We start from the raw sequence: 19669 nt of genomic DNA, 5'->3' as shown, positions 1-19669 counted from the left end.
TTGCAGGTCACTTTCCAGGTTGGATTGTTGTAACAGTCAACATATCAAACGGTGGAAAGATGAGAAATCAGCGTCCGATGGGTACGGGGCCAGTGCTTGCCCGGACCACGAGTTCAGCGGGCAGCTGGATATGGTTGGGTACGTCCTCGCCGTTGAGCAACTTCACGAGCATGCGCAGTGCCTGTGCGCCCATATCCTGCAGCGGCTGGGCTATGGTCGTCAGCGGCGGCATCGAGCTCGCAGCTTCGGGAATGTCGTCGAACCCGATGACGGAAACGTCTTCCGGTACCCGAAGTCCGAGTTCGCGTGCAGCGTCCAATACGCCGAGGGCGGACATGTCGTTGGCGGCGAACACCGCGGTTGGCCGATCCGGGCGCATCAGCAGTTCGTGAGCCGCCTTGGCTGTGAGGGCGGCCTGGTATTCGCCGTCGCGGATAAGGGTTGAGTCGAACGGGATGCCGGCATTCTCCAAAGACTCGCGGTAACCGGCCTCGCGCAGCTGGGCCGATACGAGGTCGCCCCGCCCGCGGATATGGGCAATGCGGCGGTGCCCCAGCTCGATGAGGTGTCTGGTGGCGACCCGGGCGCCACCGATATTGTCCGAGTCGATCGTGGAAGGTCCGCCCGGCCCGTCATGCGGGTCAATGGCGACGACTGGGATCGAGTTCGTCGGCATGAGCAACGTTGGCGTGACGATGATGGCGCCGTCGATGAGCGTGCCGGCCAGGCGGGACAGGGATCGGCGTTCCCAGCCAGCACTGATGCCGCCAGGAGCGAGGGCCGAATACGCGAGCAACTCATAGCCGGTCCCGGTGGCAGCCGTCGAGATGCCCTTGAGGAGTTCGGCCGAGAACGACTCGAATTCAGGGACGAGGATTCCGATCACGTTGGTGCGTTGTCGCCGCAAACTCGCCGCCACGAGCGAGGTCTCATAGCCGAGTGCGGCGACGACTTCCGTCACTCGCTTGAAGGTCGCGGGCGCGACGCCGTACCGTCCATTGACAACCTTTGATACCGTCGGCACCGAAACGCCGGCTTCACGAGCGACGTCGGCGATTGTCACTCGCCCGAGCAGAGGGGATCCGTTGACATCGGTGTTCATAATGCTCAGGGTACAGCGCGGTGCAACACACCCGACTCGCTGCCCGGGGTGTTCCATTGGATGTTCCTGTTGGTGCCGATGGGGAGCTGGCATCAGGCACGGAGGGGTTTTCGTGAGCTGAAGTTCTGCTCCGACAGGGCTGTCCGGCTGAGCAAGCCCGCGCCCGCACGCCTCAAGTCCACCAAGCGAATGCCGCAGCGCCCGCCACCAGCGCCGCCGGTCAAACCCGAGCTCGGCTGCCGCCGTGAGAATTTGTTGACCCGCTCAACAAACCCTGCTAGCGTTCACCTGACCGGTGGATAACGATATCCGAATAGTGCCACCGGCTGCCTATGCAAAGGAGCATATAGTGCGCACTTCTCATCTCATCGCCGCCGCCGCCGCCCTGACACTGGCTTCTCTGGTGGTCCTCCCCACCGGGGCGTTCGCTGCCCCCGCACCGCCGACGGACCCGAGTGCCTCGCAGCACTCGGCCGTCATCGGTCAGGACAGCCTGCGCGGCCTGGCCGAAGAGGCTGGCATTAAGCTCGGCGTCGCCGTGAACGCGGACCTGCTGGCGAAGAACGGCAAGTATCGCAACATCGTCAACACCCAGTATTCCAGCGTGACGGCCGAGAACGTCATGAAGTGGGAGGCCATCAACCCGGCACCCGGAGTATACGACTGGGCGGCGGCGGAGGCGCTCATCGCTAACGCTGAGGCCAACGGCCAGGTCGTCCGCGGGCACACGCTCGTGTGGCACAACCAGCTGCCGACCTGGCTCACGACCGGCCGCTTCAGCGCTGAGGAGTTGCGCGCGATTCTTGAAAACCACGTCCGGACTGTCGCCGAGCACTTCGCCGGCGACATCCAGCAGTGGGACGTCGTTAACGAGATCTTCAACGACGATGCCGCGGGGAGCTTCCGCGAGACGCTCTGGTACCAGGCGTACGAGGAGCTGGGCCTGCCCGGCGAGCAATACGTCGCCGACGTGTTCCGCTGGGCGCACGAGGCCGACTCTGCGGCCGTCCTGTTCTACAACGACTACAACCTCGAGTTCACGGGTCCCAAGAGCAACGCTGCGTACGCGTTCGTCCGGGAGCTGCTGGCCGACGACGTGCCGATCCAGGGCGTTGGTTTCCAGGGCCACCTGGACACCCAGTACGGCTTCCCCGACCTGCAGAGCAACCTGCAGCGGTTCGCCGACCAGGGCATCGAGGTCGCACTGACCGAGGTAGACGTGCGCACCTTCGTGACCCAGAAGTCGAACGGTACCTACACCAACACACCGGCGGACGCCGCGGAGGGCGCCCAGCAGGTGGACTATTGGGCGCGCACCCTTGAGGCGTGCCTGGCCGTCGAGGCGTGCAACTCCTTCACGGCGTGGGGCGTCTCGGACGCGAACTCGTGGATCCCGGGCTGGTTCACCGGGCAGGGTGCCGGGCTGATCTTCGACTTGCACTCCAATCCCAAGCCGCAGTACGAGGCGCTGCGCGTGGTACTGCGGAACGCCGCCTGAGCACCGCATAAGCAGCAGTTCACGTTCAGCAGTGCTCGGTTCGGAACGCACGAGGGGCACATCCAACCGGGCGTGCCCCCTCGTGGCCTTGCCGCTCAGGTCTGTCGCGGTCCCAAGTTGGTCGCGGTAGCCGATGCAGATCGGCCCAGGCGGCATAGTCATTTTGTGCGCCGTTACCAAAGTGGAAAACGTTATCGAAATCGATATCGATATCGATTGACAACGCCGGAGCCATCCTGAGAAGCTCTGTATGCAACAGGTAAGTAACGTCTGTCAGTCATCACTATCAAGGAGATTCCACAATGAAGAGGAAAAACCGATTCGCGGGTATTCTCGCGCTGGCCGCGAGTACCGCACTACTCGCCTCCGGTTGCGCCAGTGGCGGCGACAGCGGTCAGGGGGACACCGTCGCCCTGACTTTCTGGCAGAACTCAACGACCGGAGAAGGCAAGGCCTACTGGGAGAAGACGATCGCTGAGTTCGAAGCGGCGAACTCGAAGGTCACTATCGAGATGCAGTCCATCCAGAACGAGGAGATGGATGGAAAGCTCCAGACCGCGCTGAACTCCGGCGATGCACCGGACATCTTCATGGCACGCGGCGGCGGCAAGCTGGCAGACGTTGTAGCGGCCGGACAGGCCATGGACATCACCGATTCCATTGACGACGTCACCAAAGCGGCAGTCCCCGAAGGCGTGCTCAGCGCGTTCGCGATTGGCGGCAAGATCTACGGCATGCCGACCGCGGTGCTCCCTGGTGGCATCTTCTACAGCAAAGACCTCTTCGCGGAGGCCGGCATCGATGCCGTGCCAACAACGTTGGATGAGCTTGATGCTGCGGTGGACAAGCTCAAGGCCACCGGTGTTGCGCCGATCGCCGTGGGCGCGAAGGACGCCTGGCCCGCTGCGCACTGGTACTACTTCTTCGCCCAGCGAGCGTGCTCGCAGGACGCCATGAACGAGGCCGCCAAGACCAAGACGTTCGACGACTCGTGCTGGCTGCAGGCAAGTGAGAACATGCAAACATTTGTGAAGACCGAGCCGTTCAACCAAGGCTTCCTCACCACCTCGGCGCAGCAGGGAGCGGGCAGCTCGGCTGGCCTCCTGGCCAATCACGAGGCGGCGATGGAACTCATGGGTGCCTGGAACCCGGGTGTGATCGCCAGCCTGACCCCTGACCAGAAGCCGCTACCCGACCTCGGCTGGTTCCCCTTCCCCGAGGTTACAGGCGGCGACGGTACGCCGGGCGCGATGATGGGCGGCGTGGACGGATTCACCTGCTCAGCACAGGCTCCCAAGCAGGAGTGCACCGATTTCCTCAACTTCTTCATGCAGAAGCAACAGCAGGAAGGGTACGCAAACGCATTCCACACACTTCCGGCTAATACGGATGCCCAGAGCGTCGTGGCTGATCCCGCATTGCAATCCATTCTGAAGGCCTACAACGATGCACCGTACGTGACGGTATGGCTGGATACCCTGTTCGGCCAGAATGTCGGTACCGCGCTGAACACCGGCGTCGTCGACATGCTTGCCGGCAAGGGTGGGGCAGCGGACCTCGTCTCAGGCGTCAACGCGGCAGCAGCCAAGGGATAACTCGAACCCATGAGAAAAGAGTCCGCAGGCGCCGCGTCGTTGACCGACGAGCGGCCGATGCCGGGCACGGGGAAGGTTGTTGGGGATGGCGCACCTCGTGCGTCGTCCCCGGCCACACCGCGCCCTACGCGAAAAACGGCAGACTGGCGTAAGCGCCTGGAGATCACGATCCTCTCCGGGCCGGCAATCATCGTCTTCGTCGGCTTCGTGATTTTTCCCGTCATCCTGGCCGCTTACTATGGCTTCTTTCGCTGGAAGGGCTATGGGCCGGCAACCGACTTCGTCGGCTGGGGCAACTACCTCATCATCTTCGCAGACAGCGCATTCCACGAAGTGGTGCTCCACAACGGCATCATCGTCGTGCTGTCACTGGTTTTCCAGCTGCCGATCGCGATCTTCCTTGCACTGCTGCTCAACCAGAAGATCCGAGGGCGATCCCTTATACGAGTTCTGATCTTCGTGCCGTACATCATCTCGGAGGTTATCGTCGGCATCGGGTGGGGACTGATGCTCCAGACCAATGGCGCGGTGAACGACCTCCTGGCCGCTGTCGGGCTGGGTGCGTTCAGGGCCGACTGGCTCTCGGATCCCAAGATCGCCATTTGGTCGCTGATGGTCATCATCACCTGGAAGTACGTCGGCTTTGCGGTCATCCTGTTCCTCGCCGGACTTCAGAGCATCCCCGAGGAGCTTTTTGAGGCGGCGTCGATTGACGGGGCGACCTACTGGCAGGTGCAGCGCCACATCACCCTGCCGCTGCTCGGCCCGACACTGCGAATCTGGGCATTCCTCTCGATCATCGGGTCGCTCCAGTTATTCGATCTCGTCTTCATCATCTGGGGCCAGTACGTCGCTTCGACAGCGGGAACATCCACCATGGCGACATATATGGTCGCAAACGGTCGCACGTCGGGCAACTTCGGCTACGGCAGCGCCGTCGCGGTCGTCATGTTCCTGATCTCACTCGTCATTGCGCTGACCTATCAGCGCTTCGTATTGCGACGCGACACGGCTGGCGCGCTCACCGAGAGGCAGAAATAATGTCCGCAACGTCGAGTGTGAGGCCAATGCTCGAGGAGGAACTGCCCGAGGTACGCGGCACTCGCGAACGCCAGAAGTGGGGTAACCCCGTCACCTACTTCATCGCCTTCCTGTTCATCGCCCTGAGCCTGGGTCCGGTTCTCTACATCGTGACCGGGGGCTTCCGCGACAATTCCCAGATCACCTCGTCGCCCGCAGGATTTCCGACCCCGTGGCGTTTCGATAACTATCTCAACGTCTTGTCGAGTACGACCTTCTGGCAGCAGATCGGCAACTCGGCCATCGTCGGCATCACGACGACGATCGGCGTAGTGGTACTCGGTGTGATGGTCAGCTTTGTACTTGCTCGCTACCACTTCCAGGGGCGCGCGGCGATGTACTCCCTGTTCGCGGCCGGGCTTATGTTTCCGATGACCGTTGCAATCACGCCGCTTTACATCCTGGTCAAGGACCTGGGACTGATGAACAGCCTGGCCGGTGTGATCCTGCCGCAAATTGCGTTCGGCCTGCCAGTGACCGTCATTATCCTGGTGCCGTTCCTCAAAGCGATTCCCGATGAGATTGAGGAGGCCGCGTCGATCGACGGTGCGAGCCGCCTCGGCTTCTTCTTTCGCATGGTCGTGCCATTGTCGATTCCTGGCGTCGTGACCACCGGCATCCTCGCCTTCGTCGCCAGCTGGAACAGCTACCTACTGCCGTTGTTCATCCTGAGCGACCAATCGACGTACACCCTGCCGCTGGGCGTGCAGGCGTTCGCATCGCAGTATTCGGTGGACACGGCCAGCGTCCTGGCCTTCACCTCCCTCTCCATGATCCCGGCGCTCATTTTCTTCACACTGTTCGAGCGCCGCATTGTCGGCGGATTGACCGGGGCGGTCAAGGGCTGAGCCGTACGCGCAGTGCGGGCCGTGAAGTGCTGCTTGCGCGCGGTGGACTAACCGTATATTTGACCGTGAATGAAAGTGATGAATTCGTGACTGAAACAGTCCTAGCTATGCCCGAGGTGTCTGAACGCGTACGTGCGCTCCATGCTCGGATGACCCTCGAAGAGAAGCTGGCCCAGATCGTCGGCTACTGGCTCGACCAGAACGGCGTCGTCGCGCCCATGCAGGGCGAGATGGTTGCGGGGCAGAAGGCGTCCACTGGCCTCGCCGAGGTGACCAGGCATGGCATCGGGCACTACACCCGCGTCTACGGCACACGCCCCGTTGAGCCGGCGGAACGCGCCGCCTGGCTGTGGGGTGAGCAGCGCCGCCTCAAGCGTGAGACGCGACTGGGAATCCCCGCGCTCGTGCACGAAGAATGCCTGACCGGACTCGCCGCATGGAAGGCGGCCACCTTCCCGACGCCGCTCGCCTGGGGCGCCTCGTTCGACCCAGCGCTGGTGCAGGAGATGGCCGGTGTCATCGGCGACTCGATGAAAGAACTGGGCATTCACCAGGGGCTGGCCCCCGTGCTCGACGTGATCCGTGACCCCCGCTGGGGTCGGGTCGATGAGTGCATCGGAGAGGATCCCTATCTCGTCGGCACCGTCGGCACGGCGTACGTGCGCGGCCTTCAGGGAGCTGGGGTGCATGCGACGTTGAAACACTTCCTCGGATACTCCGCATCGCGCGCCGGTCGCAATCATGCGCCGGTGCACGCCGGCCCGCGAGAGATCGCGGACGTCTTCCTGCCGCCGTTCGAGATGGCGATCCTCGACGGCGGCGCGAAGTCCGTCATGAATTCGTATACTAACGTCGATGGAATTCCGATGGCGGCCAATGCCGACTACCTCACCGGTGTACTTCGCCACAAAATCGGATTCAACGGCGTTGTCGTCGCCGACTACTTCGCAGTGGCTTTCCTTGAGGTCATGCATGCCGTCGCGGCCGATCGGGGCGAGGCAGCGGCGCTGGCGCTCGAAGCGGGCATCGACATCGAGCTGCCGACCGGCGACGCCTACCTGCAGCCCCTGGCTGATCGCATCCGTGCGGGAAAGTTCGATGTGGCCTATGTCGACCGCGCGGTGTTGCGTGCTCTCGCGCAGAAGGAAGAGCTGGGGCTCCTCGATGAGGATGCCTTCGAGGGTGATCCGCCAACGAACATCGACCTTGACTCGCCGCGCCATAAAGAACTGGCCCGCAGACTCGCCGAGGAATCCGTCGTGCTGCTGTCGAACGACGGCGTACTGCCGGTGGAACTCCGGGCGCGACCGCTCTCGAAGGTAGCGGTCATCGGCCCCAACGCCCACCGGGCCGAGGCACTTCAGGGCTGTTACTCTTTTGCGAACCACGTGCTCTCCGGGTATCCCGATCTCCCACTCGGCTTCGAGATCCCGACGGTACTTGACTCGCTCCCCGGTGCCTTCGAAGCGGCCGGCCTCGCAGTGCCAGAGTTCGTCTACGCCGCAGGCTGCGCCGTCGAGGGCGATGACGACTCCGGCTTCGCTGCCTCCGTTGACGCTGCGTCGTCGTGCGAACTGGCCATCGTCGTCGTTGGCGACCAGGCAGGCCTCTTTGGTCGTGGCACTGTCGGCGAGGGCAATGACTCTGAATCTCTGGAGCTGCCCGGCCTTCAACGCCAACTGGTCGAGGCCGTGATCGCGACCGGAACACCGGTCATCATGGTGCTTTTGACCGGGCGGCCGTACGCGATCGGGTGGGCTGTCGAGGGTGCGAGCACAGCCCCGGCTGCCGTACTCCAGGCATTCTTTCCCGGCGAGGGCGGCGGTCTGGCGATTGCCGACATCATCACGGGCCGGGTGAATCCGTCGGGGCGCCTGCCGGTCTCGATGCCGCGGTCGGTCGGCGCGCAGCCGTATTCATATCTGCATCCGATTCTGGGTGGGCCGTCCGACGTCACCGCGACCGATTCGACACCGCTGTTCCCCTTCGGATTCGGTCTGTCGTACACTTCCTTCGAATACTCCGACCTCGACGTCGATACTGCCGTGGCGGCCAGCGGCGTCTTCACGGCCGAGGTGACGGTGTCCAACACCGGCGCCGTTCGTGGGTCCGACATCGTGCAGCTCTACGGGCACGACGTGCACGGCACGGTGGCCCGTCCGGTGGCGCAAATGCTCGGCTACTCCCGCGTGGAACTCGATGCGGGGGAGTCCGTGCGGTTGACCTACTCGGTACCGGCGAGTCGATTCGCCTTCAGCGACCGGCGCATGGTCAAGGTCGTCGAACCCGGCGATGTGGAGGTGTGGTTCGCTTCCCACTCGGCCGCCTCAGATGGCGCGCGGGCAGAAGAGGCCACCAACGGCGCGATCGTCAGCGAGAAAACAGCACGGGTGCGACGCATCCCTGGCGTGTCAACCGCCCGCGCCATCGTTGCGATCATTGGCGACGTCCATGAGGTCACCGCGGCGGATCTGCGCATGGTGGATGTTCGTCAAGACGCGCTGGTGCGATCATCGGTGTCGGCCTGAACGTGAACGACGACCAAGCTCCCCTCCATCCACCTCACGAATCAAGGGAGTACGCACCAATGCCCCAGGCACGGATTGCCATCGACCGCACGATGCTCGTCGCCCCAATCAATCGCCGCATCTTCGGCTCCTTCGTCGAGCACCTGGGCCGGTGTGTCTATGACGGCATCTATGAGCCCGGTCACGCGAATGCCAACGAAGACGGGTTTCGGCTGGATGTGATTGATTTGGTCAAAGAACTGGGGTCATCGACCATCCGCTATCCCGGTGGGAATTTCGTCTCCGGCTACCGCTGGGAAGACGGCGTCGGACCCAAGGATGAGCGCCCGGTGCGCCGGGACCTGGCCTGGCACTCACTCGAAACCAATCAGGTCGGCTTGGACGAATTTGCGCGTTGGTGCAAGCTGACGGGCTCCGAGCTCATGATGGCCGTCAATCTCGGCACGCGGGGAATCGAAAATGCGCTGGATCTGCTGGAGTACGCCAATCATCCGTCTGGCACCGCGCTCAGCGACCAGCGCATTGCTAACGGTACGAGCGAACCGCACGACATCCGCATGTGGTGCCTGGGCAACGAGATGGATGGCCCGTGGCAGACCGGCTATATGTCGGCCGATGATTACGGCAAGTTGGCCGCCCGCACGGCGCAGGCGCTGAAGGCCGCCGACAAGAACCTGGAGCTCGTGGTCTGTGGGTCCTCGGGGTCAACGATGCCGACTTTTGGTGACTGGGAGCGCACCGTCCTCGAGCACAGCTACGAGCACGTCGACTATATCTCCGCGCACGCCTACTATCAGGAGCGCAATGGAGACCTGGGTTCGTATCTCGCGTCGTCGCTGGATATGCAGTATTTCATCGACACCGTCGTGTCGACGGCCGATCACGTGAAGAACAAGCTGCACAGCAACAAGACGATCAAGATCTCGTTCGACGAGTGGAACATCTGGTACCTCGACGAACACCAGGCATCTGAAGAGGTCAACGACGAGTGGCGCATTGCGCCGCGTCAGCTCGAAGACACCTATTCGGTAGCGGATGCCGTGGTGCTGGGCAACCTGCTGATCACGTTGCTGAAGAATCACGACCGGGTCGGGTCGGCATCGCTGGCTCAACTGGTGAACGTGATTGCGCCGATCATGACGGAACCGGGTGGGGCATCCTGGCGTCAAACCACGTTCTTCCCATTTTCGGTCACGTCGCGGCTGGCCCGCGGCGAGGTGTTGCGGCCCCGAATCGACGTCGGCATATATGAGACTGCCGTTTACGGTGCCGCCCCGCTGGTGGATTCCGTGGCGACCTTTGACGAGGGGAGCGGCCGGGCTGCGGTGTTCCTGGTGAACCGCAGCCAGACCGAGTCGCTGCAGGTGACGATCGATGTGGCCGAGCTGGGCGCATCCGTTGTCGATGAGGCGGTCAGTTTGCACGATTCTGACGCGTATGCCAAGAACACGCTGGAAGATCAGACCAGGGTCGGCTTGCAGGCGCTGGCCGGTGCTGTTCTCACGGATGGGGTGCTCACGGTGACGCTACCCCCGGTCTCGTGGTCAGCGATCTCCCTCAAATGACCCAGGGACTGAAGCCGACCAGGACCTTCGTCGGCGCCACGGGGATTCAATATGAGATCGCGGGGTTCGGCTACCGCGCCGTCATCACCGAGCTCGGTGCGTGCCTGCGCGAGTTGGAATTCATGGGTCGTGAACTCATCGTCAGCTTCGCCGTCGACGAACCTATGATCGCCTATCGGGGGGCATTGGCAGCGCCCTGGCCCAACCGGATTGCGGATGGGCAGTATGAGGCCAACGGCATCGTGCACCAGCTGCCGATCAATGAACCGAGCCGTAATTGCGCACTGCACGGCCTGGTTTTTAATGAGCGGTGGCACCTCATCGCCCACACGGCCGATGCACTGTCCCTGGGCCTGGACTTGCTGCCGAGCATCGGCTACCCGTTTCACCTGGCCTTCAGCGTGACGTATTCCGTGACGGCCTCCGGGCTGCGCACCTCGGTCGAGGCCACGAATCTGGGTACAGACATTGCGCCATACGGGGTGTGCCCGCACCCCTACCTGCGCGCCGGTGCCTCACCCCTGAACAGTTGGACCCTGTCTCTTCCCGCGGAGCGGTACCTTGAAGTCAGTGCCGACCGGTTGCTCCCGCTCGCGCTGGCTCCGGTGCAGAACAGCACCTTTGATTTTCGTCAGCCGCGCGAGATCGGATCGACTGAAATTGATCATGCCTTCACCGCACTGCGTCGCCACGACGGACTGGCCAGCGTCGAATTGAGGGAACGCGACGGGGCAGGTGTCGCCATGACATTTGATGATTCATGCTCGTGGGTTCAAATTCACACCGCGGATATTCCGGGCGGAGGTCATGACCGGTTAGGCCTCGCCGTCGAACCGATGACGTGCGCTCCGGACGCTTTCAATTCCCAGGACAGTGTGGTGAACCTGACGGCTGGAGCTGTGCATCAGGCGAGGTGGACGATCAGCGCCATCCAGTAGGGGCCCGTTCGTGGGACCCGGCGCGGACGACGGGTTTCGAGAACGCGTTGTGTGACGACGTCGGCTGAACTCGAGTTCAGCTCGGCAGGTGCACACCGACACTCGTGCCAAAGGATGCGATGGTTCGCGCGACGACCTCGGCAGCGGGGGCATCCCAAATGTCTTGGTTGAATATTTCGACCTCGATGTCACCCGTGTAGCCGGCCGCGAGCACGGCCCGCGTGATTGCCTCGAAGTCAATCACGCCGTCGCCGGGGTAGTGCCGCGCGAGCAGCACGTCGGCGGGCAGCGGGGTGGCCCAGTCGCAGACCTGGTAGCTCGCGATGTAGCCGCCGGCGCCGGCGCGCGCGATCTGAGCGAAGAGCTGCGGGTCCCACCAGACGTGGAAGGTGTCGACGACGACACCCACGGCATCCGCTCCGAACTGCTCGGCGATGTCGAGCGCCTGCCCGAGCGTGGAGATCACGGCCCGGTCGGAGGCATACATGGGGTGCAGAGGTTCGATCGCGAGGGTGACCCCGGCCGCGCGGGCCTCGGGGGCGAGCTCACCGAGAGCATCGCGCACACGTTCTCGCGCTCCAGCAAGGTCGCGGGAGCCATCGGGCAGACCACCGGCCACGAGCACGAGTGTTGGGGCACCGAGTGCTGCGGCCTCGGCCAGGGCCCGGCGGTTGTCGTCGATGGCGGCCCGGCGCGCGGGGCCTTCCGCCACGGTGAAGAACCCACCGCGGCAGAGGCTCGACACACGGAGCCGGGCTTCGGCCAGGAGACGAACGGCTTTGTCGAGGCCGACCTCCGCCACGGGCTCGCGCCAGAGGCCGAGGCTCTCGGCTCCGGACTCGGCGCTGAGGCGCACGGCTTCGGCGAGCGAGGCATATTTGATGGTGGCCTGGTTGAGCGAGAACCGGGGGTGCGGGGGTGCGATCACGAGACTCAAACGTCGATTCCGTTCAGGGTCAGCATGCCGCGCCAACGGGTGGCAGCGAGTTCGGGGCGTTCGAGGGCGCCGGAATCGTTGGCCAGGCGCACGATTTCGGACAGGTGCGGCAGGCTGCGCGTGGCGTGCAGGCCGCCCACCATGCTGAAAGCGGCCTGGTGGCCGTTCAGCCACGACATAAAGGCGACGCCGGTCTTATAATAAAAGGTCGGTGGCGCGAAGATCTGTCGGGACAAGGCCTCGGTCGGGCCGAGAATGCGGGCGTATTCGGCCGGATTATTGGCATCCAGCGCCTGGATGGCCGCGGAGGCATTTGGGGCGACAGCGGCGAAGGCGCCGAGCAGGGCATCGGAATGGGCAGTGCCGTCGCCGGCGATGAGACCGACGTAGTTGAAATCGTCGCCGGTGAACATGCGCGCCGACGCGGGCAAACGCGAGCGTACGGCGATCTCCGCATCGGCATCGAGCAGGCTCATCTTGATGCCAGCCACGTGCTCGTGATTTTCCTCGATGATCGCCAGCACGGTCTCGGAGGCCGCTGCGCTGTCGGCCGAACCGAAGTACGCGGCGAGCTGCGGATCGAAAGCCGTGCCGAGCCAATGCAGGGTGACCGGCGTGCCCACCGCCCCCAGTACCTCGCGATACACGCGGCGATAGTCGTCAGCGGATGTCGCGGCGCGGGCCAAGTGACGGCTGGCCATCAAGACGACGCCGGCACCGGCATCCTCGGTGAAGTGCAGTTGCTGCTTGTAGGCGTCAATGACGGCGTCGAGGGAGATCTGCTCGTCTTCGATGTGGTCGGTGTTGACCCCGACCACGAGCTTGCCGCCCACCGCTCTGGCCTCGGCGGCGCTCCGCGTGATGAGTTCGCGAGTCGCGGCAGGGTCGAGACCCATGTTGCGCTGTGCGGTATCCATGGCATCGGCGACGCCGAGCCCCCACGACCAAACATGGTGACGAAAGGCGAGGGTCGCGTCCCAGTCGATGTCGGCGGGGGAACCCGGAACGTTGTCGGCCCAGTTCCGTGGAATGACGTGTGCCGCGGCGTATGCCACGCGTGAGGTGAGCGGCGCGCGTGGCTTCGTGAACGCGGGGGACGGATGCACCGGCGTGCGCCGGGTAGCCCCGTGCGCGTCGAGCAGTACGAGGTCGGTCATGACTGGACGAGGCTCGGGGCTACTTCGGGCAGGGTGACGAGGGGTAGGTCGATGCGACGGCGGGTTGCCGAACTCACCAGTCCCTGCTCGGCGAGTTGCACGCCGCGCGCGCCGGAGAGTAGGTCGAACTCGTTGGGGCCGTCTTCGACGACGTGGCGGATGAACTGCTCCCACTGGGTCTTGAAGCCGTTTTCGAACACGTCGTTGTCGGGCACCTCGAGCCAGTCGGTCGCGTAGTCGTGCGTTTCGGCCAGGTCGGGGTTCCAGACCGGCTTCGGCGTGGCGTTGCGCGGCTGAATCTTGCAACCGAAGAGGCCGACGACAGCGCTGCCGAGGGTGCCGTCCACCTGGAATTCGACGAGCTCGTCGCGATTGACGCGCACGGTCCAGCTCGAGTTGAGCTGGGCGATGATACCGCCCTCGAGTTCGAAGATGGCATAGGCGGAGTCGTCACTGGTGGCCTCGTATAGATCGCCGCTCTCGTCGACCCGGGTGGGGATGTGCGTGATGGCGCGGGCGTAGACCGATTCAACCCGGCCGAACAGGTTCTCGAGTACGTAGTTCCAGTGAGGGAACATATCCACAATGATGCCGCCACCATCGTCCTTGCGGTAGTTCCAGCTCGGCCGCTGGGAGGGCTGCCAGTCACCCTCGAACACCCAGTAGCCGAATTCGCCACGCACCGAGAGGATGCGGCCGAAGTAGCCGGAATCGATGAGGCGTTTGAGCTTTTGCAGGCCGGGAAGGTAGAGCTTGTCGTGCACGACACCGTTCTTCACGCCGGCGGCCTGCGCGAGGGCGGCCAGTTCGAGGGCCTCTTCGAAGGTCTCTGCTGTGGGCTTCTCGGTGTAGATCGCCTTGCCGGCCGCGATGGCCTTGCGGAGGGCGGAGGCGCGGGCCTTGGTCACCAGAAAGTCGGCGTAGATCTGCCAGCGCGGGTCGGCGAGGGCCTCGTCGAGGTTGGTCGTGTAGTGCTCGATGCCGTGTGTGGCGGCGAGCTCCCGAAGGGTCTTCTCATTGCGGCCCACGAGGATGGGCTCGACCTGCAGGCGGTCACCGTTCTTGAGCAGCACGCCGCCCTGCTCGCGGATGGCGAGGATCGAACGCACGAGATGCTGGCGGTAGCCCATACGCCCGGTGGCGCCGTTCATGATGATGCCGATTGTCGTCTCTGACACGGTTGCCTCTTTCTGGGGAGGGTCGACGGTCACTCGCCGAGATGGGAAAGCGTTTACCCAAGTGTAGGTCAGATTGCAGTGCGGCGCAACGTATTGACATATTCGGGACGGGCCAGCAGCATCCAAGCTGGTCTCGCCCTGCCGTTGGCGCCGGATGTGCCGGATCGGGGGCTATTTCAGGAGATCCGGTCGTCGGCGGCAACGGAATCGCCGGACCAGTGCGCTGGCGGCCGTCTCATGCGGCCGATGTCCTGAATTCGCCCGGGAATGAAACGACACACTCGCCCTGACCGGCGCGCGGTCATCGGCGGCAGACGCACTCTGGTCCACGGGCCGGCGTCAGGTGTTGCCAGGTCGAATGCGTCAGACGGATGCGTAGTGATGCCGCGACGCGGCTAGCGCGGTGGAGTGCTGCCGCGCAGAATGACTTCGCCATCGACGGCGAGAGTATTCCGACGTTCGCCATCGCGGGGTGTCAGCGCCTGCTCAAGTGCAGCGCGGCCGATGGCCTCGAGTGGGAGCCGCACTGTTGTCAGTGCGGGGGAGACATCCCGTGCCGTAGCGATGTCGTCGAAGCCTGCCATCGCCAGGTCCGTGGGAATGCTGAGACCGGCTTCCCGAAACCGTGACATGGCTCCGATCGCCATCACATCATTTACCGCGAAGACCAGCTCGATGTCGGCGGTACCGCGGTCCAGCAGCATATCGGCCCCGGCGCTGCCTCCGTCGCGGGTGAAGCCGGCTTCCACGATGCGAGCGCTCGGTATGCTGAGGCCCCGCTCGGCCAGACCATCGGCGAACCCGCGCAGGCGGTCGCGAGACGTCATCAAGTCGGGAGCTCCCGTGATGGCCGCAAAGGACCGATAGCCTTGATCGACGAGGGTGAGCGCGAGTTGTTTGGCACCCGAATAGTTGTTCGTCACAACGGTATCGAAAGGCAGCCCGGCCTGGGACACGATGACAACACGCCCGCCGGTCTCCTCGAACGCTCGCAGCTCCTTCACCAGAGCCTCCTCCAGTTCTGACCCGACGAAGCGCGAACCGGTGAGAATCAACACGCGGGGGCGCTGTCCGCGCAGCGTGCGCACGAGTTCGAGCTCCCGCTCTGCATCGCGGTCGGTCACGGCCATTGTCACGATGAGTCTGGCCTGTTCCGCAGCACGCATGAGGCCGGCGGCGATGCTCGAAAAGTAGGGGTCCGCGATGTCACTGACCATGAGAGCCACGGTAGAAGTGGCGCCCTTGGCCACGGCCTGAGCGGAGAGGTTCGGCGTGTAACCGAGCAGCGTGGCTGCGGCCGCCACGCGCTCGCGATATTCCTCGTTGACCTTGCGCGAACTTCCGTTGAGGGACCTCGACGCGGTGGCGAGCGACACCCCGGCGGCGGCGGCCACGTCCTGCAGGGTGACCGGGCTAGTGCGGGCTGGTGTCGTCATGGCTCTTTCCGAAGGGTTGCGGCGACCGCGCCCTGCACCAGCGCCGACCGTCGGCCTCGATCCTAGCATTCGGGCACACGGTTTCCCGGCCTCCTCGGGAGGCGCCTCCCGACCCGGGGTGCGCTCCCAGTCCTGGAATCAGGCGGCAACACCGGTGAGATAGCGCTTTCCCGTACTCTGTGACAGAGTTATTTCGTCGCCGCGAACCGTGCAATGACCACCTCGCTGGAATCGTGCGCGACATCGACGAGCGAGGATAGGGCAATGACGCACACCGAACGTTACGGTTTGATCGGCACGGGCAGCCGCGCAGGAATGTACATTCAGGCGATCACCGGGGAGCACTCGGATGTTGCCGAACTCGTGGCTTGGAGCGATATTAACCCGGCCCGGCTCGACGTTTACGAGCGCGACCTTGCGGCGATCGGAGCGAGAATTCCGGTGCGCTACACACCCGACCAGCTCGAGACCATGATCCGCATCGAACGACTCGATCGCGTCATCATCACGACGCCCGACTACACGCACGCCGACCTCGTCGCCCGGGCGCTGCTCGCCGGGGCGGACGTTGTCGTGGAGAAGCCCCTCACCATCAACGCCGCGGGCTTGCGCCAGATTGCGGCTGCAATAGACGAGAGTGGCCGCAATGTCATCACGACCTTCAACTATCGGTATAGCCCTCGCAATAGCGCTCTGCGTGACGTGATCGGCAGCGGCGCCATCGGCGACGTGACTTCGGTGCATTTCGAGTGGGCGCTCGATACGGTACACGGCGCCGACTACTTTCGGCGTTGGCACCGCAACAAGGAAAACTCCGGCGGCCTGCTGATTCACAAGGCGTCGCACCACTTTGATCTCGTCAATTGGTGGATCTCCGCCGCTCCGGTGCGCGTGTTCGCGAGCGGCGGGCTGCGATTCTACGGCGCGGCGAACGCGGCAGCGCGCGGCCTCGGCCCCCGGCCGGCCCGCGGCACTGGCGTTGTCGGCGATCCGTTCGCGCTCGATTTGGCAGCGGATGCCCGCATGAAAGAGCTTTACCTCGACGCCGAGCATTACGACGGCTACCTGCGCGACCGTGATGTCTTCGACGCCGGCATCAGCATCGAGGACAACCTCTCCCTGCTGGTGGATTACGATTCGGGTGCCTCGATGAGCTATTCGCTCAACGCTCATAGCCCCTGGGAGGGCTACCGCGTCACGGTGAACGGGACCGCCGGACGCGCCGAGCTCGAAGTCGTGGAGCGCGGCGCCGTATTGATCGGCGACGACGGCACGGTCGTTGTCGACCCGAGCGCCACTCCCGAAGGCCTGACAAGCGACACCGTGCGTCCCAATCGCGAACGACTCGTACTGCAGAGGCATTGGGAGAGTGCCACGGAGGTGCCGATTCCCGACGGTATCGGCAGCCACGGTGGCGGCGACGCCTACCTGCTGCAGCACCTGTTCCACCGGGTGCAGGTCGACGAACCGCTCGGCCGAGTGGCCGGCTACGCCGATGGTGTACGCGCAGTGTCGGTCGGTATTGCCGGTAATGAGTCCCTGCGAACCGGCCAGCCCGTGCTCATCTCCACGCTGGAAGTGGCCGTTGTGCAGAACGTCAAATAACGCTGCCAGCGGGATGCGCCCGTGATCGACACCCTCAACACCAGCACTCACCACAGCAATGGAAAGTAGCACCGTGACCGCCACAAGTTCACCCCTTCGTGTCGCTATCGTGGGCACCGGCTCGATTGCCGCCCTGCACGCAGAGGCGATCGCCAATTATGCGGATGCCGAGCTTGTCGCCGCCGTCGACATCAGCGCCGAGCGAGCCGCCGAGTTTGCCCGAGAGTGGAACATCCCGGCGACCCACGCGAGCATCGATGAACTGCTCGCAGCCGGCCGCCTCGATGTGGTGCACGTGTGCACCCCGCCCGGCCTGCACGCCGAGCAAACCATCCGGGCTCTGGACGCCGGTGCCCACGTTGTGGTGGAGAAGCCGCCGGCGCTCTCACTCGCGCAGCTCGACTCCATGACGGATGCCGCAGCCCGCAATGGCCGCGAGCTCGCCGTGGTCTTTCAACAGCGCTCGGGCACCGCCGCCGCACAGGTTCGCGCCCTGCTCATGGGTGGCGCGTTCGGCCGCCCGCTCGTCGCCACCTGCCAGACGCTCTGGTACCGCGACCCGGCCTACTTCGAGGTTCCGTGGCGTGGCAAATGGGCTACCGAGGGCGGTGGCCCCACCCTCGGCCTCGGCATCCACCAGATCGACCTGCTTGCTTGGCTACTGGGCGACTGGGCGAGCGTGCAGGGGCAGCTGTGGCGCCTCGGCCGCGACGTGCAGACCGAAGACGTTTCGACCGCGGTCCTAACCTTCGCAAACGGTACCGTCGCATCCGTCATTACGAGCGCGCTGTCACCGAGGGAGGTGAGCTCGATTCGAATCGACACCGAGAAGGCGACCATCACGGTCGACCATCTCTATGGCCACGGCCACGACAACTGGTCGATCACGCCGGCCCCGCACGTCGACGCCGCAGAGGCCTCCGCGTGGGCACTGCCGGAGTTCGAGGAGGCCAGCGGTCACGACGTGCTGCTGCGCGACATCTATGACGCACTCCGGGTCGGTGAGCCCCTGCCGTCCGTCGCCGGAACCCCGGCGCGCGCTTTCGAAATCGCGACGGCCCTGTACTCCTCGGCCGCAACCGGTCGGGTCGTGACCCCGGAGACGTTGCGTGATGATGTGGAACGCTGTGCGAGCCTCGAAAGTCCCGTGACCGATCTGCGCAGCATTGGTGCCTAAGGCTCCGCTGTTTCGAGACCCAATCTTCGACGGGGCCACCGACCCCACAGTGATTCGGAACGAGGCAAGCGGCCAGTGGTGGATGTTTTACACTCAACGCCGGGCCGCCGTCGACGAACCGGGGGTCGCGTGGGTGCACGGCAGCCGCATCGGAGTCGCGGTCAGCGATACCGGCGATGACTGGACCTATCGGGGCGTACTCGACGGCTTGGATGCCGTCGGCGTTGTACCCGGGACAAATACGCATTGGGCGCCGGAAGTGATCTGGGACGGCGAGCGGTACCGAATGTACCTCACCATGATCGACGGGATACCGCAGGAGTGGGCCGGGCACACTCGCCACATCGTAGAGTTTCATAGCGCTGATCTGTGGAACTGGACGCGGGTGCGGAAGCTCGATCTGAGCAGCGACCGCGTGATCGACGCTTGCGTTGAGCGCTGCCCCGATGGGCTGTGGCGCCTCTGGTACAAGGACGAGGCTCGCAGCTCCACAACCTGGGTGGCGACGAGCGCCGACCTGGCCGACTGGCAGGTGCAGGGGGTGGCCATCTCCGGCCGTGCGCACGAGGGGCCGAACGTGTTTTCCTTGGGCGGTTGGTGCTGGATGATTGTCGACGAGTGGCGCGGCATGGCCGTCTACCGTTCCACCGACGCCCGCACCTGGGCGCGGCAGGGCAGCCCGGATGCGGTGCTTCTCGGGGAGCCGGGCACGCGACGAACGGATGCGACATTCGGTCGGCAGGGAGACGTTATCGTCGACGACGGGCTGGCCGTGCTCTATTACTTCACCCATCCCGGTTGGGACGGCTCCGAGTTGGGTACCGGCGTCGGCGCCGCCGCGCGGGTGAGCGCGATTCAGGCCGTCATTCTGCGGCTTGTCGAGGATTACCTCGCGTGCGACCGCAACGACCCAACCCCGATCAGGCTGCACCCCTCACCAAAGACCACGCTTGGGTCATGAGTTGAAACGATTTACTAGGATTAACTTGACCGCAACCTCGGCGGCGGGATAAATTGTGGTAACC

The 19669-nt window shown here is 64.2% G+C and carries 15 protein-coding genes; 10 read left to right on the top strand and 5 right to left on the bottom strand.

The genetic code is table 11. The features are described 5' to 3' along the window. Window positions 1-67: 67 nt before the first annotated feature. Window positions 68-1102 (bottom strand): LacI family DNA-binding transcriptional regulator, encoded by a 1035-nt coding sequence (locus E3N85_RS07915; RefSeq protein ID WP_134461737.1) that lies wholly within the window; start codon window positions 1100-1102, stop codon window positions 68-70. 349 nt (window positions 1103-1451) lie between these two features. Here E3N85_RS07915 and E3N85_RS07910 point away from each other — a divergent pair, with 349 nt between their 5' ends. From E3N85_RS07910 to E3N85_RS07880, 7 genes are all read left to right on the top strand, one after another. Then, window positions 1452-2600 (top strand): endo-1,4-beta-xylanase, encoded by a 1149-nt coding sequence (locus E3N85_RS07910; protein ID WP_134461734.1) that lies wholly within the window; start codon window positions 1452-1454, stop codon window positions 2598-2600. A gap of 302 nt (window positions 2601-2902) precedes the next feature. Then, complete coding sequence (locus tag E3N85_RS07905) at window positions 2903-4195, top strand: extracellular solute-binding protein (protein WP_134461731.1); 1293 nt, start codon at window positions 2903-2905, stop codon at window positions 4193-4195. 57 nt (window positions 4196-4252) lie between these two features. After that, on the top strand, window positions 4253-5236 hold the full coding sequence (locus tag E3N85_RS07900) for a carbohydrate ABC transporter permease (protein WP_134462228.1): 984 nt from the start codon (window positions 4253-4255) through the stop codon (window positions 5234-5236). A gap of 26 nt (window positions 5237-5262) precedes the next feature. Further along, a complete protein-coding gene (locus E3N85_RS07895) occupies window positions 5263-6123 on the top strand; it encodes a carbohydrate ABC transporter permease (RefSeq protein WP_233200557.1) in 861 nt (286 codons plus the stop codon). Window positions 6124-6230: 107 nt separating this feature from the next. Then, window positions 6231-8651, top strand: coding sequence for a glycoside hydrolase family 3 N-terminal domain-containing protein (locus E3N85_RS07890; protein ID WP_134462225.1), 2421 nt, complete (start codon window positions 6231-6233; stop codon window positions 8649-8651). A gap of 59 nt (window positions 8652-8710) precedes the next feature. Continuing rightward, window positions 8711-10216: an alpha-N-arabinofuranosidase gene (locus E3N85_RS07885; RefSeq protein ID WP_134461728.1), complete on the top strand. Its 1506-nt coding sequence runs from the start codon at window positions 8711-8713 to the stop codon at window positions 10214-10216. Continuing rightward, a complete protein-coding gene (locus E3N85_RS07880) occupies window positions 10213-11154 on the top strand; it encodes an aldose 1-epimerase family protein (RefSeq protein WP_134461725.1) in 942 nt (313 codons plus the stop codon). The genes E3N85_RS07885 and E3N85_RS07880 overlap by 4 nt, the downstream gene beginning before the upstream one ends. A gap of 76 nt (window positions 11155-11230) precedes the next feature. On the opposite strand, the gene E3N85_RS07875 is transcribed toward E3N85_RS07880, so the two are convergent. The 4 genes from E3N85_RS07875 to E3N85_RS07860 all read right to left on the bottom strand — a co-directional run bounded on the left by E3N85_RS07875 (window position 11231) and on the right by E3N85_RS07860 (window position 15862). Continuing rightward, window positions 11231-12091 (bottom strand): sugar phosphate isomerase/epimerase family protein, encoded by an 861-nt coding sequence (locus E3N85_RS07875; RefSeq protein WP_370289151.1) that lies wholly within the window; start codon window positions 12089-12091, stop codon window positions 11231-11233. Continuing rightward, complete coding sequence (locus tag E3N85_RS07870) at window positions 12088-13248, bottom strand: dihydrodipicolinate synthase family protein (protein ID WP_134461722.1); 1161 nt, start codon at window positions 13246-13248, stop codon at window positions 12088-12090. The genes E3N85_RS07875 and E3N85_RS07870 overlap by 4 nt, the downstream gene beginning before the upstream one ends. Beyond that, window positions 13245-14399: a Gfo/Idh/MocA family protein gene (locus tag E3N85_RS07865; protein WP_134462219.1), complete on the bottom strand. Its 1155-nt coding sequence runs from the start codon at window positions 14397-14399 to the stop codon at window positions 13245-13247. Before E3N85_RS07865 ends, E3N85_RS07870 begins: the two co-directional genes overlap by 4 nt. 422 nt (window positions 14400-14821) lie before the next feature. Then, a complete protein-coding gene (locus E3N85_RS07860) occupies window positions 14822-15862 on the bottom strand; it encodes a LacI family DNA-binding transcriptional regulator (RefSeq protein ID WP_134461719.1) in 1041 nt (346 codons plus the stop codon). Window positions 15863-16126: 264 nt separating this feature from the next. Between E3N85_RS07860 and E3N85_RS07855 the strand changes: the two genes are divergently transcribed. The 3 genes from E3N85_RS07855 to E3N85_RS07845 all read left to right on the top strand — a co-directional run bounded on the left by E3N85_RS07855 (window position 16127) and on the right by E3N85_RS07845 (window position 19605). Continuing rightward, window positions 16127-17467, top strand: coding sequence for a Gfo/Idh/MocA family protein (locus E3N85_RS07855; protein ID WP_241978378.1), 1341 nt, complete (start codon window positions 16127-16129; stop codon window positions 17465-17467). 73 nt (window positions 17468-17540) lie between these two features. Then, the gene (locus E3N85_RS07850; RefSeq protein ID WP_241978377.1) at window positions 17541-18644 is read left to right on the top strand and encodes a Gfo/Idh/MocA family protein; all 1104 of its coding nucleotides are present in this window, start codon (window positions 17541-17543) and stop codon (window positions 18642-18644) included. 82 nt (window positions 18645-18726) lie between these two features. Further along, window positions 18727-19605, top strand: coding sequence for a hypothetical protein (locus E3N85_RS07845; RefSeq protein ID WP_198412074.1), 879 nt, complete (start codon window positions 18727-18729; stop codon window positions 19603-19605). Window positions 19606-19669 lie beyond the last annotated feature (64 nt).

The organism is Cryobacterium sp. Hz9 (assembly GCF_004402825.1).
Classification (GTDB): Bacteria; Actinomycetota; Actinomycetes; order Actinomycetales; family Microbacteriaceae; genus Cryobacterium; species Cryobacterium gelidum.
Note: the sequence above shows the minus strand (reverse complement) of the source record. Positions and strands in the feature narration are given on the sequence as shown.